Source organism: Paenirhodobacter sp. YD-8 (assembly GCF_056590935.1).
Genome location: NZ_CM152649.1, coordinates 1,630,004 through 1,655,675, shown reverse-complemented (window position 1 = coordinate 1,655,675; position 25,672 = coordinate 1,630,004). Strand labels below are relative to the sequence as shown.

The 25,672-nt window shown below is 69.6% G+C and carries 22 protein-coding genes; 6 read left to right on the top strand and 16 right to left on the bottom strand.

Annotated features, from left to right (window positions below):
* Nucleotides 1-126: 126 nt before the first annotated feature.
* Both serS and AC0QTQ_RS08090 read left to right on the top strand, forming a co-directional pair.
* Nucleotides 127-1,416: a serine--tRNA ligase gene (serS, locus tag AC0QTQ_RS08095; RefSeq protein ID WP_480259018.1), complete on the top strand. Its 1,290-nt coding sequence runs from the start codon at nucleotides 127-129 to the stop codon at nucleotides 1,414-1,416.
* An 83-nt stretch (nucleotides 1,417-1,499) separates the two neighbouring features.
* A complete protein-coding gene (locus AC0QTQ_RS08090) occupies nucleotides 1,500-2,201 on the top strand; it encodes a hypothetical protein (RefSeq protein ID WP_480259017.1) in 702 nt (233 codons plus the stop codon).
* A gap of 184 nt (nucleotides 2,202-2,385) precedes the next feature.
* Here AC0QTQ_RS08090 and der read toward each other — a convergent pair whose 3' ends face one another.
* From der to AC0QTQ_RS08065, 5 genes are all read right to left on the bottom strand, one after another.
* Nucleotides 2,386-3,942, bottom strand: a complete 1,557-nt coding sequence (der, locus tag AC0QTQ_RS08085; RefSeq protein WP_480259016.1) for a ribosome biogenesis GTPase Der — start codon at nucleotides 3,940-3,942, stop codon at nucleotides 2,386-2,388.
* Nucleotides 3,943-3,997: 55 nt separating this feature from the next.
* On the bottom strand, nucleotides 3,998-5,290 hold the full coding sequence (locus tag AC0QTQ_RS08080; protein WP_480259207.1) for an outer membrane protein assembly factor BamB family protein: 1,293 nt from the start codon (nucleotides 5,288-5,290) through the stop codon (nucleotides 3,998-4,000).
* Nucleotides 5,291-5,377: 87 nt separating this feature from the next.
* Nucleotides 5,378-6,034, bottom strand: coding sequence for a tetratricopeptide repeat protein (locus AC0QTQ_RS08075; protein ID WP_480259015.1), 657 nt, complete (start codon nucleotides 6,032-6,034; stop codon nucleotides 5,378-5,380).
* Between the two features lie 111 nt (nucleotides 6,035-6,145).
* Nucleotides 6,146-7,930: an ABCB family ABC transporter ATP-binding protein/permease gene (locus AC0QTQ_RS08070; RefSeq protein WP_480259206.1), complete on the bottom strand. Its 1,785-nt coding sequence runs from the start codon at nucleotides 7,928-7,930 to the stop codon at nucleotides 6,146-6,148.
* A gap of 191 nt (nucleotides 7,931-8,121) precedes the next feature.
* Nucleotides 8,122-9,288, bottom strand: a complete 1,167-nt coding sequence (locus AC0QTQ_RS08065; protein ID WP_480259014.1) for a LysM peptidoglycan-binding domain-containing protein — start codon at nucleotides 9,286-9,288, stop codon at nucleotides 8,122-8,124.
* A gap of 155 nt (nucleotides 9,289-9,443) precedes the next feature.
* On the opposite strand from AC0QTQ_RS08065, the gene AC0QTQ_RS08060 reads away from it, so the two are divergent.
* Nucleotides 9,444-10,001 carry an LOG family protein gene (locus tag AC0QTQ_RS08060; RefSeq protein ID WP_121531280.1) on the top strand — a complete coding sequence of 186 codons (558 nt, stop codon included), beginning with the start codon at nucleotides 9,444-9,446 and terminating at the stop codon, nucleotides 9,999-10,001.
* A gap of 7 nt (nucleotides 10,002-10,008) precedes the next feature.
* Here the strand turns inward: AC0QTQ_RS08060 and rarD are convergent, their stop codons facing one another.
* The 11 genes from rarD to AC0QTQ_RS08005 all read right to left on the bottom strand — a co-directional run bounded on the left by rarD (nucleotide 10,009) and on the right by AC0QTQ_RS08005 (nucleotide 23,103).
* On the bottom strand, nucleotides 10,009-10,902 hold the full coding sequence (gene rarD, locus AC0QTQ_RS08055; protein ID WP_121531282.1) for an EamA family transporter RarD: 894 nt from the start codon (nucleotides 10,900-10,902) through the stop codon (nucleotides 10,009-10,011).
* A gap of 141 nt (nucleotides 10,903-11,043) precedes the next feature.
* A complete protein-coding gene (locus AC0QTQ_RS08050) occupies nucleotides 11,044-11,475 on the bottom strand; it encodes a baeRF12 domain-containing protein (protein ID WP_480259013.1) in 432 nt (143 codons plus the stop codon).
* Between the two features lie 154 nt (nucleotides 11,476-11,629).
* Nucleotides 11,630-12,229, bottom strand: coding sequence for a superoxide dismutase (locus AC0QTQ_RS08045; protein ID WP_121531286.1), 600 nt, complete (start codon nucleotides 12,227-12,229; stop codon nucleotides 11,630-11,632).
* Nucleotides 12,230-12,383: 154 nt separating this feature from the next.
* Nucleotides 12,384-15,512 (bottom strand): efflux RND transporter permease subunit, encoded by a 3,129-nt coding sequence (locus AC0QTQ_RS08040; RefSeq protein ID WP_480259012.1) that lies wholly within the window; start codon nucleotides 15,510-15,512, stop codon nucleotides 12,384-12,386.
* Complete coding sequence (locus AC0QTQ_RS08035; RefSeq protein WP_480259011.1) at nucleotides 15,509-16,861, bottom strand: efflux RND transporter periplasmic adaptor subunit; 1,353 nt, start codon at nucleotides 16,859-16,861, stop codon at nucleotides 15,509-15,511. The genes AC0QTQ_RS08040 and AC0QTQ_RS08035 overlap by 4 nt, the downstream gene beginning before the upstream one ends.
* 268 nt (nucleotides 16,862-17,129) lie before the next feature.
* Entirely contained in the window at nucleotides 17,130-17,582 is a 453-nt protein-coding gene (locus AC0QTQ_RS08030; RefSeq protein WP_480259010.1) for a hypothetical protein, read from the bottom strand.
* Nucleotides 17,583-17,659: 77 nt separating this feature from the next.
* Entirely contained in the window at nucleotides 17,660-18,211 is a 552-nt protein-coding gene (locus tag AC0QTQ_RS08025) for a sarcosine oxidase subunit gamma (RefSeq protein WP_480259009.1), read from the bottom strand.
* Nucleotides 18,204-21,158, bottom strand: a complete 2,955-nt coding sequence (locus tag AC0QTQ_RS08020; RefSeq protein ID WP_480259008.1) for a sarcosine oxidase subunit alpha family protein — start codon at nucleotides 21,156-21,158, stop codon at nucleotides 18,204-18,206. The genes AC0QTQ_RS08025 and AC0QTQ_RS08020 overlap by 8 nt, the downstream gene beginning before the upstream one ends.
* On the bottom strand, nucleotides 21,158-21,481 hold the full coding sequence (locus tag AC0QTQ_RS08015) for a sarcosine oxidase subunit delta (RefSeq protein WP_480259007.1): 324 nt from the start codon (nucleotides 21,479-21,481) through the stop codon (nucleotides 21,158-21,160). Before AC0QTQ_RS08015 ends, AC0QTQ_RS08020 begins: the two co-directional genes overlap by 1 nt.
* Nucleotides 21,482-21,565: 84 nt before the next feature.
* Nucleotides 21,566-21,859: a hypothetical protein gene (locus AC0QTQ_RS08010; RefSeq protein ID WP_480259006.1), complete on the bottom strand. Its 294-nt coding sequence runs from the start codon at nucleotides 21,857-21,859 to the stop codon at nucleotides 21,566-21,568.
* Nucleotides 21,859-23,103, bottom strand: coding sequence for a sarcosine oxidase subunit beta family protein (locus AC0QTQ_RS08005; RefSeq protein WP_480259005.1), 1,245 nt, complete (start codon nucleotides 23,101-23,103; stop codon nucleotides 21,859-21,861). Before AC0QTQ_RS08005 ends, AC0QTQ_RS08010 begins: the two co-directional genes overlap by 1 nt.
* Nucleotides 23,104-23,316: 213 nt before the next feature.
* Between AC0QTQ_RS08005 and ccmI the strand changes: the two genes are divergently transcribed.
* Genes ccmI through AC0QTQ_RS07990 form a run of 3 tightly spaced genes read left to right on the top strand, consistent with a single transcriptional unit; the run spans nucleotide 23,317 to nucleotide 25,584 of the window.
* Nucleotides 23,317-24,879, top strand: a complete 1,563-nt coding sequence (gene ccmI / locus AC0QTQ_RS08000) for a c-type cytochrome biogenesis protein CcmI (protein ID WP_480259004.1) — start codon at nucleotides 23,317-23,319, stop codon at nucleotides 24,877-24,879.
* The gene (gene ruvX, locus AC0QTQ_RS07995) at nucleotides 24,876-25,355 is read left to right on the top strand and encodes a Holliday junction resolvase RuvX (protein WP_121531300.1); all 480 of its coding nucleotides are present in this window, start codon (nucleotides 24,876-24,878) and stop codon (nucleotides 25,353-25,355) included. The genes ccmI and ruvX overlap by 4 nt, the downstream gene beginning before the upstream one ends.
* Nucleotides 25,285-25,584, top strand: a complete 300-nt coding sequence (locus AC0QTQ_RS07990; protein WP_480259003.1) for a DUF1289 domain-containing protein — start codon at nucleotides 25,285-25,287, stop codon at nucleotides 25,582-25,584. Before ruvX ends, AC0QTQ_RS07990 begins: the two co-directional genes overlap by 71 nt.
* Nucleotides 25,585-25,672 lie beyond the last annotated feature (88 nt).

The following is a 25,672-nucleotide window of genomic DNA, read 5'->3' as shown; positions in this document are numbered from 1 at the left end:
CACGATTATGCAATCACCCCGCAAGGGCTTGCGCCATGACCGGGATCAAGGCGCGGCATGCGCGGGGCTTTCATGCCGCATCTTTCCGCGCTAAACGCTTTGGCGCAACCATCAGAGGTGAGCCCCATGCACGACATCCGCGCCATCCGCGAAAACCCCGCCCAGTTCGACGCCGCGCTCGCGCGCCGGGGGCTCTCGCCGCTCGCCTCGGAGATCCTCGCGCTCGACGAGGCGCGCCGGGCCGCGATCCACGCCGCCGAAACCGCGCAGGCCGATCAGAACGCCGCCTCGAAGCTTGTGGGCGCGGCCAAGGCCAAGGGCGACGAGGCCGAGTTCGAGCGCCTGCGCGCGCTGGTGGCCGAGAAGAAATCCGAGGTCGCCGCGATGCAGGCCGAGGCCGGCCGGCTTGATGCCGAGCTGCGCGACAAGCTGCTGTGGGTGCCGAACAGCCCGCTCGACGAAGTGCCGCAGGGCGCCGACGAAAACGACAACGTCGAGGTCCGCCGCTGGGGCACCCCGCGCGCCTATGACTTCGCGCCGAAGGAGCATTACCAGCTCTCGGCGGTCGGCAAGGCGATGGATTTCGAGACCGCGGCGAAGCTCTCGGGGGCGCGTTTCGTGGTGCTGAAATCGGGCGTCGCCCGCGTGCACCGGGCGCTGGCGCAGTTCATGCTCGACCTGCATGTCGACACCCATGGCCTGACCGAGGCGATCACCCCGGTGCTCGTCCGCCCCGAGACCATGCTCGGCACCGGGCAGCTGCCGAAATTCGCCGAGGACAGCTACGAGACCACCAATGGCTGGTGGATGATCCCGACCGCCGAGGTGACACTCACGAACTTCATCTCGGGCGAGGTCTGGGACGAGGCGGCGCTGCCCGCCCGGATGTGCGCGCATACGAACTGCTTCCGCTCGGAAGCCGGGTCCGCCGGCAAGGACACCGCCGGGATGCTGCGCCAGCACCAGTTCGAGAAGGTCGAGATGGTGACGATCTGCCGCCCCGAGGATGCGATCGCGGAACACGAGGGCATGGTGAAGCGTGCCGAGGCGGTGCTCGAGGCGCTCGGTCTGCCCTATCGGCGGATCGTGCTGTGCACCGGCGACATGGGCTTCGGCGCGCAGAAGACCTATGACCTCGAGGTCTGGCTGCCCGGGCAGAACACCTATCGAGAGATCTCCTCGGTCTCGACCTGCGGCCAGTTCCAGGCGCGGCGGATGAACGGGCGCTACAAGCCCGCCTCGGGCGGCAAGCCCGAATTCGTCGCCACGCTGAACGGCTCGGGCCTCGCCGTCGGGCGCTGCCTGATCGCGGTGCTCGAGAACGGTCAGGAGGCCGATGGCTCCGTCACCCTGCCCGCCGTCCTGCACCCCTATCTGGGCGGCAAGACCCGCCTCGTCGACGGCGTTCTGGTCTGAGCGAAAAAAATCCGAAGATCGGGGCGCGGCGGGGGAACCTGGCCGCGCCCTTTGCGTTTTGGCTGAAAGCCCAAGGGGATATCATGCTGCGTCTGAAAGCGATCCTGACCTTCACTGCCGCTCTGGCCTTCGCCGCCGCCTCCTACAGCGCGCGCAACTTCCGCGGCTATGACCCGGCGGCCTTCCCGGTGCCGGTGGTGAACCCGCCGTTCCAGCCCGCGCCCTGGGCCTTCTCGATCTGGGGGCTGATCTTCCTCGCGCTGATCGTGCAGGCGGGCTTTGGCCTGTTCCGGCGGGCCGACGACGCGGATTGGGACGCGCCGCGCTGGCCGCTGCTGCTGTCGATGGCGCTTGGCGCCAGCTGGCTTGCGGTGGCGATGCAGGCGCCGGTGCTCGCCACGGTGCAGATCTGGATCATGGCGGCGCTGGCGCTCGCCGCCCTCGCCCGCGTGCCGAAGGGCGCCGAATTCGCCCTGCGCGCGGCGCCGATCGGGCTTTATGCCGGCTGGCTCACCGCCGCGACCATGGTTGCCACCGGCACCGTGCTGGTGGGCTATGGGCTGCTGCCCCTTGGCCTCGCAAGCTGGGTCGTGCTGGCGGCGGCGGTGATCGTGGGACTTGCCGTCACTGCCCGCCTCGCCCCGGGCGCGGCCTATCCGGCCGGCGTGATCTGGGCACTGATCGGCATCCTCGCCGCGAATACCGAAAACCCGGCGCTGGTCGCCGGCGCGGGGGTCGCGATCCTCGCCCTTGGCGTGACAGCCTGGATGCGCCGCGCGGGCTGAGAGGGCGGATGCCTCCGGCGGGAGTATTTGCACCAGAAACAAACCAAGGCCTTCAACGCCCGGCCACTGGTTTTCCGGCCCCCCGGCTTTTTCTTGGCAAAAATACTCACGCGCCCTCTCCGCCCGTGCCCCGGCCGAGCCGTCGGAATGAAAAACCCCGCCGTCTCGCAACGGCGGGGTCTTCTCATTTCTTCGGCGGGCGCTGGCCCTTGGGCTTGGGCTTGTCGGGCCGCATCGTGCCCGAGGGCGCGACGCCGCCCGAGGCGGCCTTGCCCTTGCGCTCGGCCGCCTTGCGCGCCTCGACGTGTTTCGTCAGCCGCGACGGGATCGACTTCTTGCGCTCCTTGTAGGGGTTCTTCGACCCCTGGTCGCGGAAGAAGATGCGGATCGGCGTGCCCGGCATGTCGAAATCGGCGCGCAGACCGTTCACCAGATAGCGGCCGTAGCTTTCCGGGATCTTGTCGGTATGGGTCGCCATGATGACGAAGCCCGGCGGCCGGGTCTTCGCCTGGGTCATGTAGCGCAGCTTGATCCGGCGCCCGCCCGGCGCCGGCGGCGGGTGCGCCTCGGTCATCGCCCCCAGCCACATGTTCAGCTTCGCGGTCGAGATCCGGCGGTTCCAGATCTCATAGGCGCGGATGATCGCGTTGTGCAGCCGGTCGAGCCCCTTGCCGGTCTTCGCCGAGACGGTGACCAGCGGCGCGCCGCGCAGCTGCGGCAGCAACTTCTCGAAATTCTCGCGCAGTTCCTTGAGCTTCTCGGGCTTGTCCTCCTCGAGATCCCACTTGTTCGCGGCGATGACGACGGCCCGGCCCTCGGTCTCGGCGAAATCGGCGATGCGCAGATCCTGCGTCTCGAAGGGGATGTTGACGTCGAGGAGCACCACGACGACCTCGGCGAAGCGCACCGCGCGCAGACCGTCGGCAACCGACAGCTTCTCGAGCTTGTCGTTGACCTTGCCCTTCTTGCGCATGCCCGCGGTATCCCAGATCCGCATCGGCGTGCCCATGAACTCGGTCGAGACCGAGATCGCGTCGCGGGTGATGCCCGCCTCGGGGCCGGTCAGCAGCCGGTCCTCGCCGAGGATCTTGTTGATCAGCGTCGACTTGCCGGCATTCGGACGGCCGATCACCGCAAGCTGCAGCGGCTTGGCCGCCGTCGGCATGCGGATCGTCGTCTCGTCCTCGTTCTCCTCGTCGAGATCGACATCGACCTCGGGCGTGTCGGCGGCGTGACGCTCGGCGAAACCATCGGCGAGCGGGCGCAGCACGTCATAGAGATCGTCAAGCCCCTCGCCATGCTCGGCCGAGATCCGGATCGGCTCGCCGAGACCGAGGCTCCAGGCCTCGATCGCGCCGGCATCGCCGGCCGAGCCCTCGGCCTTGTTCGCGGCGACGATGACATGGGCATTCTTGCGGCGCAGGATATCGGCGAAGATCTCGTCGGCCGGGGTCACGCCGGCGCGCGCGTCGATCAGGAACAGGCAGATGTCCGCCTCCTCGACCGCGCGCTCGGTCAGGCGCCGCATCCGGCCCTGAAGACTGTCGTCCTCGGCCAGCTCGAGCCCCGCCGAGTCGATGACGATGAAGCGCAGGTCGCCAAGGCGTGCGTCGCCCTCGCGCAGGTCGCGCGTGACGCCGGGCTGGTCGTCGACGAGGGCGAGGCGCTTGCCAACCAGCCGGTTGAACAGCGTCGACTTGCCCACGTTGGGACGGCCCACGATGGCCAGGGTAAAGCTCATGTTCCGCTCCTTGGTGCGACCGAAGTCGCCGCTTTACACGGGTTTTGCCCCGGGCTCAACGGTAGGCGTGCAGAACCCCGTCACGGCTGACGACATAAAGCGTGCCGCCCGCCACCACCGGGTCGGTCGAGGCACCGCCGGGGATCTCGGTCTGGCCGATCAGATTGCCGCTGGCCGGGTCGAAGACCCGCAGCAGACCGTCGGACGAGGCGACGAACAGCTTGCCGCCCGCCAGCACCGGGCCGTAATGCACCCAGATCTCGTTCTGCTTCTTGATCTTGTCCTTGACGAAATAGGGCAGATCCTTCGACCAGATCACCTCGCCGGTCGCGGCATCAAGCCGCTCGATCTGCGCCTGGTCGTTGACGATGAAGAGCGACCCGCCCGCCACCTGCACCGGCGAATTCGGCCCCTCGGTCGCGGTCCAGAGCCGCTCGCCCGAGTTCAGGTCGAAAGCCGCGAGCTTGCCCGCCGAGGAGCCTGCATAAAGCCGGTCGCCCGAAATCACCGGCTCGCCCGTCAGGTCGGAGAGCGAGGCATAGCCGCGGCCAAGCCGCGCGCCCGCCACCTGAGCGGTCCACAGCGTCATGCCGCGCGTCTTCAGCGCCGCGATCAGCTCGCCCGTCGAGAACGGGAAGACCACGAGCCGGTCATTGACCACCGGTGCCGCGACGCCGCCCATGCCGGCGCCTGCGGGCGTGCTGCCCAGCTGCCACATCACCTTGCCGTCGGCCGCGCGCACCGCCCAGGCGGAACCGTCGCGCACCACGACATAGACCATGCCGGCCGAAACCGTCGGCGCGCCGCCGATGCCGGCGTCAAAGCCCTGCCGCCACAGCACCTTGCCCGTCGCCGCCTCGAGCGCGGTCAGCTCGGCATAGCCCGAGGTGACGAAGAGCGTGCCGCCGTCATAGGCAAGCCCCGCGCCGCTTGCGTCGTCGGCGCGGTCGCCCGCCGGGGTGACGTCGGTCTGCCACTGCCGGGCGCCATTCGTCGCCGTCGCGGTCACATGGCCGCGGCTGTCGAGGGTGAAGACGCGGCCCGCGGCCACCACCGGCTCGGCCACCAGCCGATAGCGGCGGCTTTCGCCCTCGCCGATCGAGGCAGACCAGACATGCGTGGTGCCGGCGCCGATCGCCGGGTTGGTCAGCAGATGGCCGGGCCCGCCCGCGCGCTGCGGCCAGTCGGCATTCGCCTGCGCCTGCGGCAGCGACAGCGCGCGCGGCGCCTCGGCCGCGGGGATCGCGCTGCCCGGAACCGAGCCCTCGCCCACCACGGCACGCGGGTCCAGCCGCTCGCCCTGCAGGATGACTTCCTTCTCGCAGCCCGCAAGCACCGTCGCGGCCATGCCCAGCACAGCGATTCCCCGGATCAGCTTCACCGCTTTCGTCCCCCTGCCTTCGTTTCCCGTGCCGGTCCTGCGCAGACCGCGCGCTTACTGCGCGGCGGCCTCGGCCGCCGGGTCACCGCCCAGGGCCACAATCAACTCAGTCGCGCGCTGTTGCAAGCCCGGCGTGACCGCGGAATCGGCCAGCACTTCGCGGGCCTTGGCGATCGCCTCAGCCGGGTCGCCGGTCTCGAGCGCGAGCACCGCGAGCTGTTCGAGCGCCATCAGCCGATATGGCGCGCCGGGCTGGGCCAGCGCCTCGAGCTCGGTGCGGCGCGCCTCGGCCGTCATCGTGTCACCGGCGACCAGAACCGTCTTCAGCCGGGCCAGATCGCGCAGGCTTGCGGGCAGGGACGTGTCCCCGGCCACCGCCTTCAGATCGGCCAGCGCCGCCTCGGTGCGGCCATCCTGCACCGCCTGCGCGGCCGCCATCAGCTTCGCCACACCCGCGCGCGGACCATCGGCCTGGATCTCGGCCAGCGCCGCGCCCGGGTCGTCGGCCTGCACCGCGGCCAGAAGCGAATCCCCGAAGGCCTGCGCCGCGTCGCGGTTGCGGATCTTCTGCCACTCGGTATAGGCCGAGCCGCCGACGATCGCGACGATCGCCACCGCACCGATCCAGCCGTATCTGCGGAAGGCCGCAAACAGCCGGTCGCGACGCACTTCCTCGGTGACTTCCTCGATAAAGCTGTCGGTCTGATCCACGGGCGGACTCCTTGATCTGTCGCGCCTTCTTATACGCAAGCGCGCCCGCTTGCCAAGGCCGGCCCCGGCCGGCCGGCAGGGGCGCGCCGGGATGTGATGGGCGCGGCCCGATCAGGCCGCGCTCTCCTCCGTCTCGCCGTCCTCGGCAGACTGGCGCGCCCACATCGCGGCATAGCGCCCGCCGCGGGCCAGAAGCGCCTCATGCGTGCCTTCCTCGACGATCTCGCCCTTCTCGAGCACCACGATGCAATCCGCATCGGCGATGGTCGAGAGCCGGTGCGCGATGGTGATGACGGTGCGCCCCTCGCCCATGGCGTTCAGGCTGTCCTGGATGTCGCGCTCGGTCTGGGTATCAAGCGCCGAGGTCGCCTCGTCGAGCAGCAGGATCGGCGGGTTCTTCAGCAGCGTGCGGGCGATGCCGACGCGCTGTTTCTCGCCGCCCGACAGCTTCAGCCCGCGCTCGCCCACGGCGGTGTCATAGCCCTCGGGCAGCGACATCACGAAGTCATGGATCTTTGCGGCCTTGGCGGCGGCGACGATCTCGGCCTCGGTGGCATCGGCGCGGCCATAGGCGATGTTGTAGCGGATCGTGTCGTTGAACAGCACCGTGTCCTGCGGCACCACGCCGATCGCGTCATGCAGGCTTTGCTGGGTGACGTCGCGGAGGTCCTGCCCGTCGATGCGGATCGCGCCGCCGGTGACGTCATAGAAGCGGAACAGAAGCCGCCCGATCGTCGACTTGCCCGAGCCCGAGGGGCCGACGAGTGCCACGCGCTGCCCCGCCGCCACGGTCAGCGAGATCCCCTTCAGGATCGGCCGGTCCGGGTGATAGGCGAATTTCACCGCGTCGAAACAGACCTCGCCGCCGGTGACGGTCAGCGCCGGCGCGCCGGGCTTGTCCGTGATCTCGGCAGGCTGGTGCAGCAGGTCGAACATCTCGCCCATGTCGACGAGCGCCTGACGGATCTCGCGATAGACCGTGCCGAGGAAACCGAGCGGCATGGTGATCTGGATCATGTAGGCCTGCACCATGACGAAATCGCCGACGGTCAGCTTGCCCGACTTCACCTCGAGCGCCGCCATCACCATCACCGCGACAAGCCCCGCGGTGATGATCAGCGTCTGGCCGAAGTTCAGGAAGGCCAGGCTCTGCCCGGTCTTCACCGCGGCCTTCTCGTACCCCGCCATCGAGGCGTCGTAGCGTTCGGCCTCGCGCCGTTCGGCACCGAAATACTTCACCGTCTCGAAGTTCAGCAGGCTGTCGATCGCCTTCTGGTTCGCCGCCGTGTCGGCATCGTTCATCTTGCGCCGGATCGCCACGCGCACCTCGGTCACCTTGAAGGTGAAGGTGACATAGGCCCAGATCGTGACCACCACCACGAGCGCATAGCGCCAGTCGAAGAGCACCGCGAAGAGGATGGTGACAAGGGTCAGCTCGAGGATCAGCGGCCCGACCGAGAACAGCATGAAGCGCAGCAGGAACTCGACGCCCTTCACGCCGCGCTCGATGATCCGGCTCAGCCCGCCGGTCTTGCGGGTGATGTGATAGCGCATCGAGAGCGCATGGATGTGGCGGAAGGTCTCGAGCGCCAGCGCCCGCAGCGCCCGCTGTGCCACCCGCACGAAGACCGCGTCGCGCAGCTCGCCAAAGCCCACCGAGCCGAGCCGAGCCAGGCCGTAGATCACCGTCAGCGCCACCGCGCCCAGGGGCAGCAGCCAGCCTTCGTCGCGCGCCGTGCCCGCAAGGCTGTCGACAGAGGCCTTGTAGACCAGCGGCGTCGCGACCGAGATCACCTTGGCCGCGATCAGCAGCACCATCGCGATCAGCACGCGCTGCTTCACCCAGGGGTGATCGGCCGGCCACAGATAGGGCAGCACCGAGCGCAGCGTGCGCATGTTGCGCGCCCGGTCCTCGGCGCTGAGCTTGCCGGATTGGGTGATCTGGGAGGGCGGCATGGAATCCTCGCTGGCGCGGCGGCGCCTTCTGTCGGTTCGGGTCATCGGAAAAGACGGGCGGGGCATCCCTGCCCGCCCGTGTCCGGACCCTACCTAAGCCGCCGCGCGCCGGAGTCCAGCCCCTTTCGCCTTCACTCGGGCAGGGTGAAGACCTGGCCCGGATAGATCAGGTCGGGGTCGCGGATCTGGTCGCGGTTCGCCTCGAAGAGCTTCACATAAAGATAGGGGTCGCCATAGGTGTCGCGCGCGATCGCCCAGAGCGTGTTGCCCCGCGCGATGGTGACGACGCGCGCCCCAGCCGGGGCACCAGCCCCCGCCCCCGCGCCCTTGGCCGACGCGGCCAGGGTCTCGGGCGCCGTGGCCTCGAAGCTCGTGCCTGCGCGCGCCACCACCTTGCCCGCCGCATCGATCGCATCGACGCGCAGCTCGTGCGGCCCGGGCGCGGCCTTCGGCAGCTGCATCCGCCAGCCGCCATCGGCGCCGGCCTGCACCAGCCCCGCCTCGGCATTGTCGACATAGGCGCGCAGCACCACGCCCGCCGGCGCGCCGCGGCCGCTGATCTCGATCGCGCCCCCGGTGCCGAAGGCGAGCGTATCGATGACGAGCGCCTCCGAGGCACCGGCCAGCACCTCGGCCCCGGCAGCATCGGTGACCAGCGGTTTCGCCGCCAGCGTCTCGGCCGCGGCGACCTGCTCGGCCACCACCTCGGGCGCCGCCCCCGCCGCCGTCGCCGCCTGGGCAAGCGCCTCGGGGCTCGGTGCCACGGTCAGGGTCTCGACCAGATCGCGGGTGACGCCATCGGCGCCGGTGACCTTCACGCTCAGCACCCGTGCCGCGGCCGAGGGCGCGACCGTGGTGGAGAGGAGGACGAAATCGCCATTCGCATCGGCGCTCACCGTGTCGAGCGGCGCGCCATCGAGCAGCACCTCGACCCTCGCCCCGGGCGCGGTCTTGCCGGCGAGCGTCAGCCCGCCCTCGGGCGTGACGCGCAGCACGTCGAAGCGCGCGACCTCGGCGGCGCCGGTCGGCGCGGCCGGTGCCGGCGCCCCTGCCGCGGCGGTCGTCTCGCCCGTCCCGGCCCCGGTCGCGGCCGGGGTCGCCTCGCCCTGCGCGGGCGCGACGGGTTCGGCCACCCTGGGCGCCGCCGGTTCCGCGCTTTCGGGCGCCGCGCCGGGCACCGGCCCGTTCACCGCCCACCATCCCGCCAGGACCGCCACGATCGCCACTGCAACCGCCGCCCCCGCGGCAACCCCGCCGAGCCCCGCGCGCTTGCCGCCGCCCTCCGCACCATCCGTCATCGCCGTCGTCCTTTTCCCTCTTTCGCCCGCGGTCTGCGCCACGGCTTGAGCCTGCCCACTTGAGCCGGTATCACGGCACAAAGCAACTCCCCGCGCGCCCGAACCGCCGGCCGGATGGCCTCCGCTGCCCGCACGGGCCCATCGAAGGATCAGCCATGCCCCTGCCCGTCCATTCCGTCTGCGTCTTCTGCGGCGCCCGGCCCGGTGCGCGCCCCGCCTATGCCGAGGCCGCCCGTGCCACCGGCGCGCTGCTGGCCGCGCGCAACTGGCGCCTTGTCTATGGCGCGGGCGATGTCGGTCTGATGGGCGAGGTCGCGCGCGCCGCGCAGGCCGCCGGCGGCGCCACCTTCGGGGTGATTCCCGCCCACCTCTTCCCGCTCGAGGTGGGCAAGCGCGACCTGACCGCCTTCGTCGTCACCGAGACGATGCACGAGCGCAAGAAGGTGATGTACATGAATTCGGACGCGATCGTCGTGCTGCCGGGCGGCGCGGGCTCGCTCGACGAGTTCTTCGAGGTGCTGACCTGGCGCCAGATCGGGCTGCACACGAAGCCGATCTTCCTGCTCGACACCGAAGGCTACTGGCAGCCGCTCATTGCGCTGGTCGAGAACATCGTGGCCGAGGGCTTTGCCGCGCCGAGCCTGCGCGACTTCGTGGTGACGGTGCCCGATGTCGCGGCGCTGGAAGCCGCGCTCGTCACCGCCTTCGGCTGAGGCGGGCTCAGCCAGCCTGCGCCGCACCGCGCAGGCTGGCGAAGGAGTAGAGCGCCAGCGCCCCCCAGATCAGCGGGAAGGCGACAAGATAGGCATGGGTCAGCGGCTCGCCGAAGGCGATGACCGCCACCAGGAATTGCAGCGTCGGGTTGAGGTAGAGCATCACCCCCACCGTCGCCAGCCGCACCCGCTGCGCCGCATAGGAGAACAGCATCAGCGGCCCGCCGGTCAGCACCCCCGAAAAGGCGAGCAGCGCGCTCATCGTCCAGTCGCCGCCGAAACTGCCCGACTGCGGCGCGAAGCCCCAGCCGAAATGCTCGGCGATCAACAGTGCCAGCGCGAAGGGGGCGAGCAGCACCACCTCGGCACAGACCGAGACCGCCGGCGGCAGGTCGATGCCCTTCTTGATCAGCCCGTAGAGCCCGAAGGTCGCGGCAAGGGTCAGCGCGATCCAGGGCGCCTTGCCCAGCGACCAGGTCAGCCACAGCACCGCACAGGTGGCGATCAGCACCGCGAGCGTCTGCAGCCGCCCCATCCGCTCGCGCAGGAAGATCATGCCGAGCGCCACCGCGACCAGCGGAAAGATGTAATAGCCAAGGCTCGCTTCCATCGCGTGGCCGTTCTGCACAGACCAGATGAAGCCATACCAGTTGAGCGAGATCAGCACCGCCGCGAGCGCCAGCGCGCCCACCTGCCGCGGGTTGCGCAGCGCGGTGACGAGATGGCCGAGCTGGCCCTGAAAGGCCAGCACCACGGCGAAGAAGACCACCGACCAGACCGTGCGATGCGCCAGCACCTCAAGCGGCGGCACCGAGGCGAGCAGCTTGTAGTAGATGCCGGACAGCCCCCAGGTCAGACAGACCGCGATCAGTGCCCAGAACCCCTTGACCGTCTCGCGCATGACCACCCCCTGCCGTTGCGCGCCAGCACTGCACGAAACGGCAAGGAAAGGGAAGACCGGCCACTTCGGCGCAGCTTCACCGCCCCGTGATCCCGGACGGGATCACGGGATGGAGGCCAAGGCCGCCCGCGCGGCGATCCGTCAGACCGGATCGAGCGCCGCGGCCAGCACCTGCGCCACCTCGGGCAGCGGATGGCCGGTCAGGGTCTTGTCGAGCTCCGCCACGACACGCGCGGCCAGTGCCTCGGGCAGAACGGCGCGCAGCGCGGCCAGCATGCGCGGCGGCGCCACCAGCACGAGCCGCTCGCCGGCATGGGTGCCGAGAAACGCCACGAGATCGCGCGCGAAGCGCTCCTGCCCGACCCTCTCGGGATCGCCCTGCTCGAAGGCGGTGCCATGCCCGGTCGCCCGGTCACCCTCGCGGCCGGGCTTGTCGGCGAATTCCACCTCCGGAGCCGCCCGGCATTCCGCCACAATCCGCAGCTCGGGCGCTTTCGTGTCGCCGGCAGTCTCCAGAAGAAGGGCCCGCGTCTCGTCCGAGACCAGAACCCGCATTCCCTTGGAAAGCAGCATGATATCCTCCTCCTCTCATCCCCCTGCCCCCAAGGATGGGCCTGCTCGGTGCCAATGTCCAGTGCCCCGGACAAAGCGCCGCAGCCCGTCGCGCGGACATGAAAAGGCCCGCCGGATCGCTCCGGCGGGCCCTCGATTCCGGCACGCGCGGCGATTACAGGCGCGAGGCGACGTTTTCCCAGTTCACCAGCTTCTCGAGGAAGTTGGTCAGGTAGGCCGGACGCTTGTTGCGGAAGTCGATGTAGTAGGAGTGTTCCCACACGTCACAGCCCAGAAGCGCGGTCTGGCCGAAGCACAGCGGGTTCACGCCGTTCTCGGTCTTGGTGACCTTGAGCGCGCCGTCGACGTCCTTCACCAGCCAGGCCCAGCCCGAGCCGAACTGCGCGGCGCCGGCGGCGGCGAAGTCTTCCTTGAACTTGGCGACCGAGCCGAACGACTCGACCAGCGCCTTTTCCAGCTCGCCCGGCATCGCCTTGCCGCCCGGGCCCATCATTTCCCAGAACTGGGTGTGGTTCCAGTGCTGCGAGGCGTTGTTGAAGATGCCGTTCTGCGCCACGGCGCCGGCCTGATAGGTGCCCTTGACGATCTCCTCGACCGACTTGCCTTCCCACTCGGTGCCCGCGATGGCCTTGTTGCCGTTGTCGACATAGGCCTTGTGGTGCAGGTCGTGGTGATATTCGAGGGTTTCCTTCGACATGCCCAGATCGGCCAGAGCGTCGTGGGCATAGGGAAGGGCAGGAAGTTCGAAAGCCATGTGTCTCGTCCTCGGTTGCGTTCGATTGGCCCTAATTGAAGGGCGCCGGGGCGGGAGGTCAAGGGCGCATCCGCACAGATCGGGTGCAGTGCGGGCGATGGCCATGAAAGGGGGCGCGCACCGGCCGGTGTCGCGCCCCCTGCCCTGTTGGCGCTCAGCCCGCCGCGGCGGGGCGCGGGGCCTCCTCGGCCCCGGCCCGGTCGGCGACCGAGAGGCCGAGATCCTCGAGAATGGCGAGAATCGCCGGCGTCACGAAGAGCGACAGCAGCGTCGCCGAGGTCAGCCCGAAGGCGAGGCTGGCCACGATCGGGCGCAGGAACTGGGCCTGGGTGCTTTGCTCGAAGAGCAGCGGGCCGAGGCCGACGACGGTGGTGAGCGAGGTCAGGAAGATCGCGCGGAAGCGGTCGCGCACCGCCTCGCGCCCGGCCTCGAGCATCGGCATGCCGGCGGCGCGGCGCTCGCCGATGAAGGCGTCGAGCAGGATCGTGTCATTCACCGCGACCCCCACGAGCGTGGCGAGGCCGACGAGACTTGGCAGCGAGATCTGCAGCCCGAGCGCCATGTGCCCCCACATCACCCCGATCAGGCCCAGCGGCACCGCGGCGATCACCGCCACCGGGCGGATGAAGCTCGACAGGGTGAAGGCGAGGAGCAGATAGACGCCAACGGCGCCCGCCAGCATGAAGCGCGCAAGCGAGGCGCCGGTGGTCGCGGTGTCCTCCTCCTCGCCCAGCACCACGACCTTGACCCCCGGCCGCTTCTCGGCAAGCCCCGGCAGGTAATCGGCCCGCATCGCCGCCATCAGCTCGCGCGCATTGGCGACGGCGGGGTCGATGGTGCCTTGCACCGAGACCGCGCGCACCCCGTTCACATGGGTGATGGTGTTGTAGCCGCGGGTCTGGGTCACCTCGGCCACCGCCGCAAGCGGCACCAGCGCGCCGTTCGCCCCCGGCACGCGCAGCGCCAGCACATCGCCGATGTCGCGCCGCTCGGAGGCCGCAAGGCGGGCCACGATGTCGATCGGGCCGCGGGCATCGGCGAAGGTGACGGCGCTGTCGCCGCGGAAGGCCGAACGCAGCTCGCCGGCCAGCGCGAGCGGGGTCACCCCCAGCAGCGCCGCCTCGGCCGGCTTGATCCGCACCACCAGCTCGGGCTTGCCCGGCTGCAGGTCGAAGGTGACGTCGCGCACCCCGTCGAAGCCGCGGAAGAAGCGGCGCAGCTCGCGCGCGGTGGTGGCAAGCTCGGCCAGATCCTCCCCCTCGAGGAGCAGGTCGATGGGCTTGCCGCCGGCGCCGCGCTCCTTGTCGGTGATGCGGAAGGCGGCCATGTCGGGCATCTGGCCGACGCCCTTCTTCCAGCCGTCGAGCACCGCGCCCACCGGCGTGGTGCGGGTGCCCGCGGGCAGCAGCGCGGCGCTGACCGTCGCCATGTTCGGCCCGCTCGACGGGCTGTCGGCATTCACCCCGTAGGTGACGGTATAGCTTTGCACCAGGGGCTGGGCGCCCGGCTGATCGGGGGTCAGATCGGCGTTCAGCTTTTCAAGCGCCTTCACCACCTTCGCCACCCGCGCCTCGGTGCGCGCAAGCGGCGAGCCCTCGGCCAGCAGAAGACGCGCCTCGACGGTGTCGCTCTCGAGCGTGGGGAAGCTCTGATACTTGATGAAGCCGCCGGTGAAGGGGGCGACGGAGAGCGCCACGAGGAAGATCGCAAGGCCGAGCGTCAGATAGCGGAAGCGCAGCGCCAGCCCCGCGAGCGGCACCACCACCCCGTCGCGCAGCCGGTCGAAGGCGGCATTCACCGCGCGGCTGACGGCGCCCGGGCGCATGTCGCCCGCCAGCGAATGGCGCATGTGCGCGGGCAGGATCAGGAAGGCCTCGATCAGGCTGACGGTCAGGGTGATCAGCAGCACGATCGGGATGTATTTCAGCAACGCGCCGATGTTGCCGGAAAGGAAGCTGAGCGGGCCGATCACCATTGCCGTGGTCAGGAAGGAGGCGATGACCCCCGGCCCGACCTGCTTCACCCCGTTCACCGCGGCCTCGAGCGGCGCCTCGCCCGCCTGCCGCCGGCGTACGATGTTCTCCGAGATCACGATGGCATCGTCCATCAAGAGCCCGGTCGCGACCAGCAGCGCCACCATCGTCATCATGTTGACGGTATAGCCCAGCATCTGCATCGCGAAGATGGCGCCCAGGAAGCTGACCGGCAGGCCCATCGCCACCCAGAACGACATCCGCAGCCCGAAGAAGAGCCACATCGCCACCAGCACGAGCACCAGCCCCTGCACCCCGTTCACCCCGATGATGCGCAGCCGCTCGACGATGTTCGAGGTCGAATCCTGCGAGATCGCAAGGGTGATGCCCGCCGGCGCCTCGGCCCGGGCCTGCGCGATCTGCCGATCGAGCGCCGCCTTGACCTTCAGCGCGTCCTGCGAGGCGGTCTTCGACACCGCGACGATGGCGGCGCGATGGCCGTTGAACCAGGTCGCCTGGGAGGGATCGGCAAAGCCCGCGCGGATCGTCGCGACATCGCCGAGCCGCACGGTGCCGCCCGAGGCGCTGCTGCGCAGCGGGATCTGGGCAAGCTGGGCGGGCGTGCGCTTTTCGCCGAGGAAGCGGATCGCGGTGTCGCCCGCCGCGCCCTCGAGCGTGCCCGCCGGCATGTCGAAGCTGTCGCGCGCGAGTGCCGTCGCCACGCCCGCCATGTCGAGCCCGAAGCGTTCGAGCGCGGCGCGGTCGAACTCGACCGCCACCTCGCGATCGGAAAAGCCCGTGACATCGACCAGCGAGATCGCCGGATCGGCGCGCAGCCGGTCGGCGAGCGCCTGCGCATAGGCGTAAAGCACGGCCGGGTCCTCGGGCCCGGTGACGGCGACCGAGGCGACCGAGGCTACGCGCGCGACGATCTGCGTCACCGGGTCCTCGGCCTTGTCGGGGAAGCTGGTGATGCCGTCGACCGCATCCTTGATGTCGTTCGAAAAGCGCGTCATGTCCGCGCCCTCGAGGATCTCGGCGGTGATCTGCGCCGCGTTCTCGCGCGCCAGACAGGTCAGCTTGGCGAGGTTCTCGACCTTCATCAGCAGCGGATCGGCAACGGTGCAGATGCCGGTCTCGACCTCGGCGGGGGCGGCGCCCGGATAGGCGATGCGGACCGAGACCTCGGAGGGCGGGGTCGCCGGGAAGGTGTCGCGCTGCAGCATCGGCAGCGCCAGCAGCCCGAGCCCGGCAATCGCCAGCATCAGGATGTTGGCGGCGGTGCGATGGCCGGCAAAGAGGCGGATCATTGGCCGGCCTCCGGGGTCTTGCCCGCACCGCCGCCGCCCGAGCCGCCGCCCATGCCGGCACCAGAGCCGCCGCCCATGCCGGCGCCGGGTTTTGCCGCACCGGGGGCCTGGCCGAGCGCCTCGGCCGCAATCTCGGCCTTGCGGGTCTCGTCCTCGACCGGCTTCACCGCCATGCCGGGCACGGCAATCGAGGGATCGGTGACGACCAGCCGGTCGCCCGCCGCAAGCCCCTTCGTCACCACCGCGAGGTCGCCCGAGACGAAGCCGGTCTCGACCTTGCGCGGCTCGAGCGTGCCCGCCTCCGACACCACCAGCGCAGTGCCGCCCGCCACCGCCTCGGCCGGCACGACGAGGGCCGCGCGTTTCGGCGCGAAGAGCTCGACCTCGACCACCATGTTGCGCCGCAAGGGCGGACGCTCGCCCGCCACGCTCTGCCCCTGCGGATCGTCCACACGCACCACCACCGGCGCGCTTTGGGTCGTGGCGTCGATCGCGTCGCCGACCCGCTCGACCCTGGCCTTCCAGACCACCGCATGTTCGGCCGCGGGCAGCTTCACCCGCGCGTCGAGCCCGGTGACTGTCGCCCCCTCGCCCGCAAGCCGCAGCAAGGGCCCGATCCGGCCGATCGGGAATTGCGCCGAGATGTCGACTGCCTCGGTCCCCTCGGCCTCGAGCAGCACCTGACCGCGGTTGACGTATTGGCCGAGATCGGCATCGAGCGCCGTCACCCGCAGGGCATAGGGCGCGCGCACCTCGGCAAAGGCGATCGCGCGCAGGATCGAGTCGCGCTGCGTCGCCAGAACGTCGCGCTCGGCCGCGTTCAGCTTCAGCTGGCTCTCGAGATCGGTGACCTTGGTCTCGGCCACCAGCTCCTGCCGGCGCGAGGTCTCGAGCGCGGCCTGCGTCGCCACGCCCTGGGTGTTCAGCCGCTCCTGCCGCTTCAGGTCCTGCTGCGCAAGCTCAAGATCCTTGCGCGCGAGCCCGAGGCTGATCTCGACGGTCTGGTCCTTGACCCGCGAGGCGGCGACCTGCGCCTCGATATTGGCGAGGTCGAGCTTCAGATCGGTGTCGTCGATGCGGAAGAGAAGCGTGTCGGCCGCGACGATGTCGCCCGCAGCAAGCGGCTGCGCGACGGCGGTGATCTCGCCCTCGGCCCGCGCGATGGCGCGCCATTCGCGCACCGGCGCCACCGTGCCATAGCCGCTGATCCGCGGCACGAGATCGGTCGGGGCCAGCGTGATGACCCGGACAAGCGCCGGCGCGCGATTCGCCGCCACGGGTTCGGGCAGGGTCTTCAGCCGTCCGGCATAGAAGATCGCCGCCACCCCGAGGGCCGCGGGAACCGCCACCATCCCTATCCTTGCGAAAATGCCGCGCTGTCCCGCCATCTGTCCGTCCCGTGTATCCTGTTGCGTGCGGGGACGATGACGCAGGGGAATTCATTCGTCTATACGAATATGTCTCCCCGTGGATCTTTTCGGACAGACCGGGAAACGAGGGGCCTGCCGGCGGCGGGCCGGGGGGCGCTGCCCCCCGCGCTGACGCGCTCCCCCCGGGATATTTGCGGCAATTGGAAGCGGAACAGCGGCGCGGAGAGGCGGGCGCCCCCGAAGCGGATTACTTGTCGACCACGCCGGCCTGACAGCTGCCGCGCGCGCTTTCGGTGCGATAGCCCACCGGGTTGACCATGAGCAGAGCCGACATGTCGGCCTTCTGCACGGTCAGGCGCACCTTTATCGACGGCGCATATTGGTTGAGGTCATCCTTGCCGCCCGGCACGGTCCAGCCATAGGTCGTGCGGATGTTGTTTTCAGTCAGCACCGCAACCGGTTGCGGCGGCAGATGGCCGTAGGCCATGAGCCCATCATAGGCCAACATCTTCCCGGACGGATCAGTCATCACCAGGGCCATCGGCGGGGTCGTCTTGTCGCGCGCCGTGACGGCGAACTTGCACAACAGAACGTGCGCGCCCTTCGGGACATGCAGATCTTTCGCGCTCTCTGCCGCGAGCGGCGCAGGAGACGTCAGGAGAACCGCCCCGGCAAGGGCGCATGCGATGAACTTTTTCATCGTGGGGAACTCCAATGAGAATGGGGCGATTGTACTCGCCCCATTCGGATATCACAATGAGTTTACTCGAGCCGGGATCAGAAGATCTCGCCACCGCGGCGCGAGGAGACCTCGAGCAGCCCCATCACATAGGTCGCGACCGAGCGGAAGCAGACGAGGCTGATCTCGTCCGCGCCCGAGCGCCACAGCGCCACCGCCACCTGGGCGGCACGGGTGCGGCGCATCTCCATCACCGGCAGGGTGGCGAAGTCGAGCGGGCAGAGCTTCATCATCACCTCGCGGGCCTTCGCCCCCGAGACGGTGAAACGCGCGCGCATGTCCGACACGTTCACCACCAGCGCGTGGCTTTCGGCCAGCGCGGTGGCGAGCGTGGCGGCCAGCCCCGGCGCCTCGTCATAGCCGCAGACCAGCAGCAGCTCGTCAGGGCTCATCCAGCCCAGCGAGCGGCCGCCGGCCGCCGTGACCTGGCGCAGCGCCGGCACGGTCAGGCCGAGCGGGCCGAGCGCCGCGGCAAGCGCCGGGTCGGCAAGGTCGGCCCGGATCGTCACCATGCCGGTGAGCCCCGCCTCGGCCACGGTGGCGAAACCCACGTGGGTCTCGCCCTTCAGCGCGGACATTGCCTCAGACATTGGCCTTCTCCCCTTCCTTGTCGTAGAAGCACGGATCGACGATCTTCACCTTGTGCACCACCCCGCCATCGCCGGGGAAGTCGAGCACCTCGCCCATCCGTTCGGGCCCGTTCACGACCAGCCCCATCGCGATGCCCTTCTTCAGCGTCGGCGACCAGTAGGTCGAGGTCACGCGGCCCTGCGTGTTGCGCTGGCCGTTCGCATTGTGGCCTTCGGCCACGGCATAGACGCCATCGGGCAGCACCGTGCCGTCGATCGTCTCGAGCCCGACGAGACGCCACCGGTCCGGGCGCGCCATCTCGACCCGCGCCTGTGCGCGCTTGCCCAGATAGTCGTCCTTCTTCTTCGAGATCGCCCAGCCGAGGTTCAGATCCTGCGGGATCACCGTGCCATCGGTCTCGTCGCCGATCATGATAAAGCCCTTCTCGGCGCGCATCACATGCAGCGCCTCGGTGCCATAGGGCATCGAGCCGAATTCGGCGCCCGCGGCATTCAGCGCCTCCCAGAAGGCCAGCCCCATGTTCGCGGGCACCGCGATTTCATAGGAGAGCTCGCCCGAGAAGGAGATCCGGAACACCCGCGCCGGGAAGCCGCCGAGCGTGCCTTCGGCCCAGGTCATGAAGGGCAGCGCCTCTTTCGAGACATCCATGCCGCCGAGCTTTTCGAGCACCGCGCGCGCCTTCGGACCGACCACCGCGACCTGCGCATATTGCTCGGTCAGGTTGGCCGTGTAGACCTTCCAGTCCCACCACTCGCATTGCAGCCAGTCTTCCATCCAGGCGTGGATATGCTCGGCCCCGCCCGAGGTGGTGTGGCACAGCCAGCTGTCCTCGCTCAGCCGCACCACGACCCCGTCGTCCATCAGGAAGCCGTTCTCATTGCACATGATCCCGTAGCGACACTTGCCGACCGGCAGGGTCGACATCATGCCGGTGTAGAGCATGTCGAGGAAGCGGCCGGCATCGGGCCCCTTGACCACGATCTTGCCCAGCGTCGAGGCATCGAGCAGCCCGACATTGGTGCGGGTGTTGGTGATCTCGCGGTTCACCGCATCGCGGTGGCTTTCGCCCGAGCGCGGGTAGCAATAGGGCCGGCGCCACAGGCCCACGGGTTCCCAATGCGCGCCTTTCGCCTCGTGCCAGCCGTGCATCGGGGTGCGGCGCAGCGGCTGGAAGATCTCGCCCTTCGCCTCGGCCGCGACGGCGCCGAAGCTGATCGGGGTGTAGGGCGGGCGGAAGGTGGTGGTGCCGGTCTGCGGGATCGCCTGACCGAGCGCATCCGACAGGATCGCGAGACCGTTGATGTTCGAGAGCTTCCCCTGATCCGAGGCCATGCCGAGCGTGGTATAGCGCTTGGTATGCTCGACCGAGGTATAGCCCTCGCGCGCCGCGAGCTGCACGTCCGAGACCTTCACGTCGTTCTGGTAGTCGAGGAAGGCCTTGAACTTGAGCGCCTCCTTCGCCCCCGCGGGCATCACCCAGACCGGCGCGAGCGGCGCCTCGGGCTCGACCTGAGCGGCGAGCCCGGCCTCGGCGCAGAGCGCGTCGAGGGTGAGCGCGCCATTCGCCGCGCCGACCGCCCGGGCCAGCGCCGTGCCGTCGGCCTTGATCGGCGGACGGGTGGCGTCGGGGCGGAACATCGCCCCCGCCTCGTCCCAGATCAGCTTGCCGCCGACATGCGAGAACAGGTGGACCACCGGCGACCAGCCGCCCGACATCGCGACGCAGTCGCAGGCGACGGTCTCGATCACCCCGCCCTCACCCGCCTGGGCGCAGATCTCGACGCCGGTGACGGCCTTGCGGCCGAGCACCTTGGCGACACCGCGGCCCTCGAGCACACGCACGCCGCGCGCCTTCACCGCCATCGGCAGCGCGCCGGTGACGCTGTCGCGCGCGTCGATCACCACCGGCACGCTGAGCCCGGCGTCGAGGACGGCCAGCGCGGTGCGATAGGCGTCGTCGTTGTTGGTCACGATCACCACGCGGTCGCCCGGGCTCACCGCCCAGTTCACCACATAGTCGCGCACCGCCGAGGCCAGCATCACGCCCGGCACGTCATTGCCGGCGAAGGCGAGCGGGCGCTCGAGCGCACCGGTCGCGGTGATGACGAGACCCGCACGGATGCGCCACAGACGATGGCGCGGACGGCCGTCGCCCGGGGTGTGATCGGCCACACGCTGATAGCCGATGACATAGCCGTGGTTATAGAGCCCCGACACCATGGTGCGGGTGAAAAGCTGGACATTCTCCATCTTTTCAAGCGTCTCGATGGCGTTCCTGACCCATTCGTCGGGGGCCAGCCCGTCGATGGTGCCGCCGTCGACCGGCGCACGGCCGCCCCAGAAGGCGGTCTGCTCCATCACCATCACGCGCTTGCCGGCCTTCGCCTCGGCGAGCGCCGCGGCAAGACCCGCGACACCACCGCCCGCAACCAGCACGTCGCAGAAGGCATAGGTCTGTTCGTACCGGTCGGGGTCGGCCTCCTTCGGCGCGGCGCCCAGGCCCGCGGCCTGCCGGATCACCGGCTCGAACAGATGCTTCCACGCCCATTTCGGCGCCATGAAGGTCTTGTAGTAGAAGCCCGCCGGAAACAGCTTGCCGATCTTGTCGTTGATCTCGCCGATGTCGAACTCGAGCGAGGGCCAGTGGTTCTGGCTTGCCGCCTCGGCACCCTCGAAAAGCTCGGTGGTGGTGGCGCGCTGATCGGGCTCGAGCCGCGCATTGCGGCCGAGGTTCACCAGGACGTTCGGCTCCTCGACGCCCGAGGCGACAAGGCCGCGCGGGCGGTGATACTTGAACGACCGGCCGAGCAGGGTCTTGCCCGAGCCGAGCAGCGCCGAGGCCAACGTGTCGCCCTGAAAGCCGCGCAGCGGCGTGCCGTTGAAGGTGAAGTTGAGGGGCTTCGAGCGGTCGAGAAGCCGCCCCCCTTTCGCAAGACGGGTGCTCATTATTTCCAGCCCTCCCAGCCCGGGCGCTTGTTCTTGATGGCGGCGATCAGATCGGCCGGCGGTTCGGTCGTCTGCGCCGGATAGGTGCCGAAGACCTCGAGCGTGTTGGTGTCGCGCGCGGCGAGGAACCACTTGCCGCAGCCATAGGCATGGCGCCAGCGCTCGAAATGCACGCCCTTCGGGTTCTTGCGGGTGAACAGATACGCCTCGAACTCGGCGTCCGACGAGCCGGGGCCGAAGCGCTTCAGATGCGCCTCGCCACCGCCGGTGAGTTCGCTCTCCTCGGCGGCAACGCCGCAGTAGGGGCAGGTGAATGTCAGCATGTCAGCGGGCCTTCCTGATGGAGAGTGCCAGGGGCGCTGCCCCCGGACCCCCGAGGTATTTCGGGCAAGATGAAAGGGAGAGGGTCAGCATCGGCACACCCATGCGCCGTCACGCGCGAGCGGCATCTCCTCCGCGCCGGAGGCGACGAAGGCGGCCACGACCTCGGACCAGCCATGCCCGGTTTCCTCGGGCATGTCGGGGTAATCGGCGCTCAGATACTCGGCCACATGCGCGGGACCATCGGGCGCAAGGCTGGCCTTGTAGCGCGGATAATGATCCTGCACCGCACGCCAGTCGGCGAAGGTGCGCCGCGTCAGCACCATCGCATCCTCGAGAAACACCAGCGTCAGCGCCGGTCCGGAAACCTGCGCGGACATCAGTGCGCCACCCCGGCCGCGACCGATTCGTCGATGAAGCGGCCCTCGCGGAAGCGGTTCAGGCCAAAGCCCTCGGCCAAGGGCGAATGGCCCTTCGCCACCAGTTCCGCCATCGCCCAGCCCGAGCCCGGGATCGCCTTGAAGCCGCCGGTGCCCCAGCCGCAATCGACGAAGATGCCCTCGACCGGCGTCTTCGAGATGATCGGCGAATGGTCGCCGGTGATGTCGACGATGCCGCCCCATTGGCGCAGCATCTTCAGCCGCGACACCACCGGATAGGTCTCGACGAGGGCGCGGGTGGTCTCCTCGAGCGTGTACCACGAGCCGCGCTGCGTGAAGTTGTTGCAATGGTCGATGCCGCCGCCCAGCACCAGCTCGCCCTTGTCGGACTGGCTGATGTAGCAATGGACGAGGTTCGCCATGACCACGACGTCGATCACCGGCTTGATCGGTTCGGAAACCCAGGCCTGCAGCGCGACGGATTCGAGCGGCAGCCGGAAGCCCGCCATCTCGGCCAGAACGCCCGAGTGACCGGCGACGACCATCGCGAGCTTACCGCAGTCGATCGCGCCCTTGGTGGTGTCGATGCCCTGCACCTTGCCGTTCACCGTGCGGATGCCGGTGACCTCGCATTGCTGGATGATGTCCATCCCCATTGCCGAGCAGCCGCGGGCATAGCCCCAGGCGACGGCGTCGTGGCGCGCGGTGCCGCCGCGTTCCTGATAGAGCGCGCCCAGAACCGGATAGCGCGGCCCGTCGAGGTTGATGATCGGCACCAGCTCCTTCACCCGCTCGCGCGAGATCCATTCGGTCTGCACGCCCTGCAGGGCGTTGGCATAGACCGTGCGCTTGTAGCCGCGCATCTCGTGCTCGGACTGCGCCAGCATCAGAAGGCCGCGCGGGCTGAACATGACGTTGTAGTTCAGATCCTGCGACAGGCCCTCGTAAAGCTGCAGCGCCTTCTCGAAGATCGCGGCCGAGGCATCCTGCAGATAGTTCGAGCGGATGATCGTGGTGTTGCGCCCGGTGTTGCCGCCGCCAAGCCAGCCCTTCTCGATCACCGCGACATTGGTGATGCCATGCACCTTGCCGAGGTAATAGGCGGTGGCAAGGCCATGCCCGCCCGCGCCCACGACCACCACGTCATAGCGCTTCTTCGGCTCGGGCGAGCGCCAGGCGCGCTCCCAGCCCGCGTGGTAGCGCAGCGCCTCGCGCGCCACCGCGAACATCGAATACCGTCTCATCGCGTTTCCTTCGCCCGTCGACTGTCCGAAAGCGGCGAGTCAGTGCCGCCCTTCCCCACCTTGATGGACCCGCCCCTGTCGCGAAAGCCCCCCTCAAGCGGCATCGCAGGGAAAAAAGCGACATCGCCTCATGCGACACGGCGCCCCCTCACGCGCTTGTCTCTTTCGTGCCCCGGACACATCGCCTAAACGGGGGCGAGGATAGGAGACGCCATGCTGTTCTGGATACTCACCGCCGCCCTCGTGGCGATGATCGCCCTGCTGTTCGGTCTTGCGCTGCTGCGCCGGCATCCGGAGGAGGAGACCTCGACCGCGAGCTATGACGTGCAGGTCTATCGCGACCAGCTCTCCGATCTCGAGAAGGACCGCGCCCGCGGCGTGATCTCGCCCGAGGAGGCCGAGCGCACGAAGATCGAGATCTCGCGCCGGATGCTCGAGGCCGACCGGCAGGAGCGCGCCGGCAAGGACCTGGGCCGGCGGGCGGGCGAGGCGCCGCGCGGCGCCACCCTTGCTGCCTTCGGCATGGTGGTGGTGCTTCTGGGCGCGGCCTTCGCGGGCTATGCGGTGCTCGGCGCGCGCGGCTATGGCGACATGCCGATCCGCCAGCGTCTGGCCGAGGCCGACACCTCCTATGCCAGCCGCCCCTCGCAGGACGAGGCAGAGAAGCAGGCGGCCGCAAGCCGCGGCCCGGCCCCGGCGGTCGATCCGAAATTCGCCGAGCTGATGGAGAAGCTGCGCCAGGCGGTGGCCGAGCGGCCGACCGACCTCGAAGGCCTGACCCTGCTTGCCCGCAACGAGATGGCGATGGGGAATTTCCGCGCCGGCTACGAGGCGCAGAAGCGGCTGATCGCGGCGAAGGGCGACGCGGCGACCGGCGAGGATTACGCCCAGCTTGGCGAGGACATGGTGGTCGCGGCGGGCGGACTTGTCACCCGCGACGCCGAGGCGGCCTTTGCCACCGCCCTCGACAAGGAGCCGAAGAACGGCCTCGCGCTTTACTACGTCGGGCTGATGATGGGGCAGAACGGCCGGCCCGACCGCGCCTTCCTGCTCTGGGACGGCCTGCTGCGCAACACCCCCGCCGATGCGCCCTGGAACGCGCCGATCCGGGCGAATATCGAGGAACTCGCCTGGCTTGCGGGCGAGCAGAACTATACCCCGCCGGGCGCGCGCGGCCCCTCGGCCGCCGACATGGCGAATGCGGCGCAGATGACGCCCGAGGAGCGGATGCAGATGATCCGCGGCATGGTCGAGCAGCTGAACGACCGCCTCGCCTCCGAGGGCGGCCCGGTCGAGGATTGGGCAAAGCTCGTCTCCTCGCTCAGGATGCTGGGCGACACCGGGCGCGCCGATGCGATCGCGACCGAGGCACGGTCGAAATTCGTCTCCGACAAGGAGGCGCTCGCGAAGATCGATGCGGCGACCCGGGCACCGGTCGGCGCAGCGATGGGGCCGATGGGCGGCGCCCCGGCCGGGGCCCCGATGGCCGGCGCGATGCCGGGGCCGAGCGCCGAGGACGTGCAGAATGCCGCCGAGATGAGCCCCGAGGAGCGCCAGCAGATGATCCGCGGCATGGTCGACGGGCTGGTCGAACGGCTGACGACCGAGGGCGGCTCGGCGCAGGAATGGGCGCGCGCCGTGCGCTCGCTTGCGATGCTCGGCGACACCGACCGCGCGAAGGAGATCTACGGCAAGGCGCAGGTGGCGCTCGCGGGCGATGCCGCCGCGCTTGCCATGGTGCAGCAGGCGGCCGAAGCCGCGAAGGTGGCGCCGTGATCTGCGACACGATCGAGGCCTTCGCCACCGCCCTACCCCGCGCCGGCGCCGTCGCCGGGCTCGACCTCGGCACGAAGACGATCGGGGTCGCGGTCTCGGACGGGCTGCGCTCGGTGGCGACGCCGCTGCGCACGATCCGGCGCGAGAAATTCACCCTCGATGCCGAGAAGCTGCTCGAGATCATCGCCGGGCGGGCGCTGACCGGCATCGTGCTCGGCCTGCCGCGCAACATGGACGGATCGGAGGGCCCGCGCTGCCAGTCGACCCGCGCCTTCGCGCGCAACCTCGAGAAACTGACGCCGCTGCCGATCACCTTCTGGGACGAGCGCCTCTCGACCGTCGCGGCCGAGCGCGCGATGCTCGAGGCGGATCTGTCGCGGCGCGCGCGGGCCGAGCGCATCGACCATGTCGCGGCGGGGTTCATCCTGCAGGGCGCGCTCGACCGGCTCGGCTATCTCGGTCGCGCCGATGGCTGAGTGCGGGGCGATCGAAAGCCCCTGCCGCAAGCTCTGCGCGCTGCATCCCGAGACGAAAGTCTGCACCGGCTGTTTTCGCCGCCTCGAGGAGATCGGCCGCTGGGCGCGGATGACGCCCGCGGAACGGCGCGCGGTGATGGCCGATCTTCCCGCCCGCGCGCGCGCCTGGGACCTCGCGGATCAGGGGGGCGCTGCCCCCCGTCCTGCGGACTCCCCCCGGGATATTTGAGGCAATCGGAAGCGGAAGAGGCCCCTGCTTTCATCTTGGCCGAAATACCTCGGGGGTGAGCGGCCCTGGCCGCGAGGGGGCAGCGCCC

Excerpts from the sequence above, each read along its gene's own strand:
- AC0QTQ_RS08010 (WP_480259006.1), bottom strand. The coding sequence starts at position 21,859 with ATGTCCGCGCAGGTTTCCGGACCGGCGCTGACGCTGGTGTTTCTCGAG.
- AC0QTQ_RS08025 (WP_480259009.1), bottom strand. The coding sequence starts at position 18,211 with ATGTCTGAGGCAATGTCCGCGCTGAAGGGCGAGACCCACGTGGGTTTC.
- AC0QTQ_RS08065 (WP_480259014.1), bottom strand. The coding sequence starts at position 9,288 with ATGACGGATGGTGCGGAGGGCGGCGGCAAGCGCGCGGGGCTCGGCGGG.
- der (WP_480259016.1), bottom strand. The coding sequence starts at position 3,942 with ATGAGCTTTACCCTGGCCATCGTGGGCCGTCCCAACGTGGGCAAGTCG.
- AC0QTQ_RS08005 (WP_480259005.1), bottom strand. The coding sequence starts at position 23,103 with ATGAGACGGTATTCGATGTTCGCGGTGGCGCGCGAGGCGCTGCGCTAC.
- AC0QTQ_RS08040 (WP_480259012.1), bottom strand. The coding sequence starts at position 15,512 with ATGATCCGCCTCTTTGCCGGCCATCGCACCGCCGCCAACATCCTGATG.
- AC0QTQ_RS08090 (WP_480259017.1), top strand. The coding sequence starts at position 1,500 with ATGCTGCGTCTGAAAGCGATCCTGACCTTCACTGCCGCTCTGGCCTTC.
- AC0QTQ_RS08015 (WP_480259007.1), bottom strand. The coding sequence starts at position 21,481 with ATGCTGACATTCACCTGCCCCTACTGCGGCGTTGCCGCCGAGGAGAGC.
- AC0QTQ_RS08080 (WP_480259207.1), bottom strand. The coding sequence starts at position 5,290 with ATGGCCGCGACGGTGCTTGCGGGCTGCGAGAAGGAAGTCATCCTGCAG.
- ccmI (WP_480259004.1), top strand. The coding sequence starts at position 23,317 with ATGCTGTTCTGGATACTCACCGCCGCCCTCGTGGCGATGATCGCCCTG.
- AC0QTQ_RS07990 (WP_480259003.1), top strand. The coding sequence starts at position 25,285 with ATGTCGCGGCGGGGTTCATCCTGCAGGGCGCGCTCGACCGGCTCGGCT.
- rarD (WP_121531282.1), bottom strand. The coding sequence starts at position 10,902 with ATGCGCGAGACGGTCAAGGGGTTCTGGGCACTGATCGCGGTCTGTCTG.
- AC0QTQ_RS08060 (WP_121531280.1), top strand. The coding sequence starts at position 9,444 with ATGCCCCTGCCCGTCCATTCCGTCTGCGTCTTCTGCGGCGCCCGGCCC.
- AC0QTQ_RS08070 (WP_480259206.1), bottom strand. The coding sequence starts at position 7,930 with ATGCGCACGCTGCGCTCGGTGCTGCCCTATCTGTGGCCGGCCGATCAC.
- serS (WP_480259018.1), top strand. The coding sequence starts at position 127 with ATGCACGACATCCGCGCCATCCGCGAAAACCCCGCCCAGTTCGACGCC.
- AC0QTQ_RS08045 (WP_121531286.1), bottom strand. The coding sequence starts at position 12,229 with ATGGCTTTCGAACTTCCTGCCCTTCCCTATGCCCACGACGCTCTGGCC.
- AC0QTQ_RS08020 (WP_480259008.1), bottom strand. The coding sequence starts at position 21,158 with ATGAGCACCCGTCTTGCGAAAGGGGGGCGGCTTCTCGACCGCTCGAAG.
- AC0QTQ_RS08030 (WP_480259010.1), bottom strand. The coding sequence starts at position 17,582 with ATGAAAAAGTTCATCGCATGCGCCCTTGCCGGGGCGGTTCTCCTGACG.
- AC0QTQ_RS08050 (WP_480259013.1), bottom strand. The coding sequence starts at position 11,475 with ATGCTGCTTTCCAAGGGAATGCGGGTTCTGGTCTCGGACGAGACGCGG.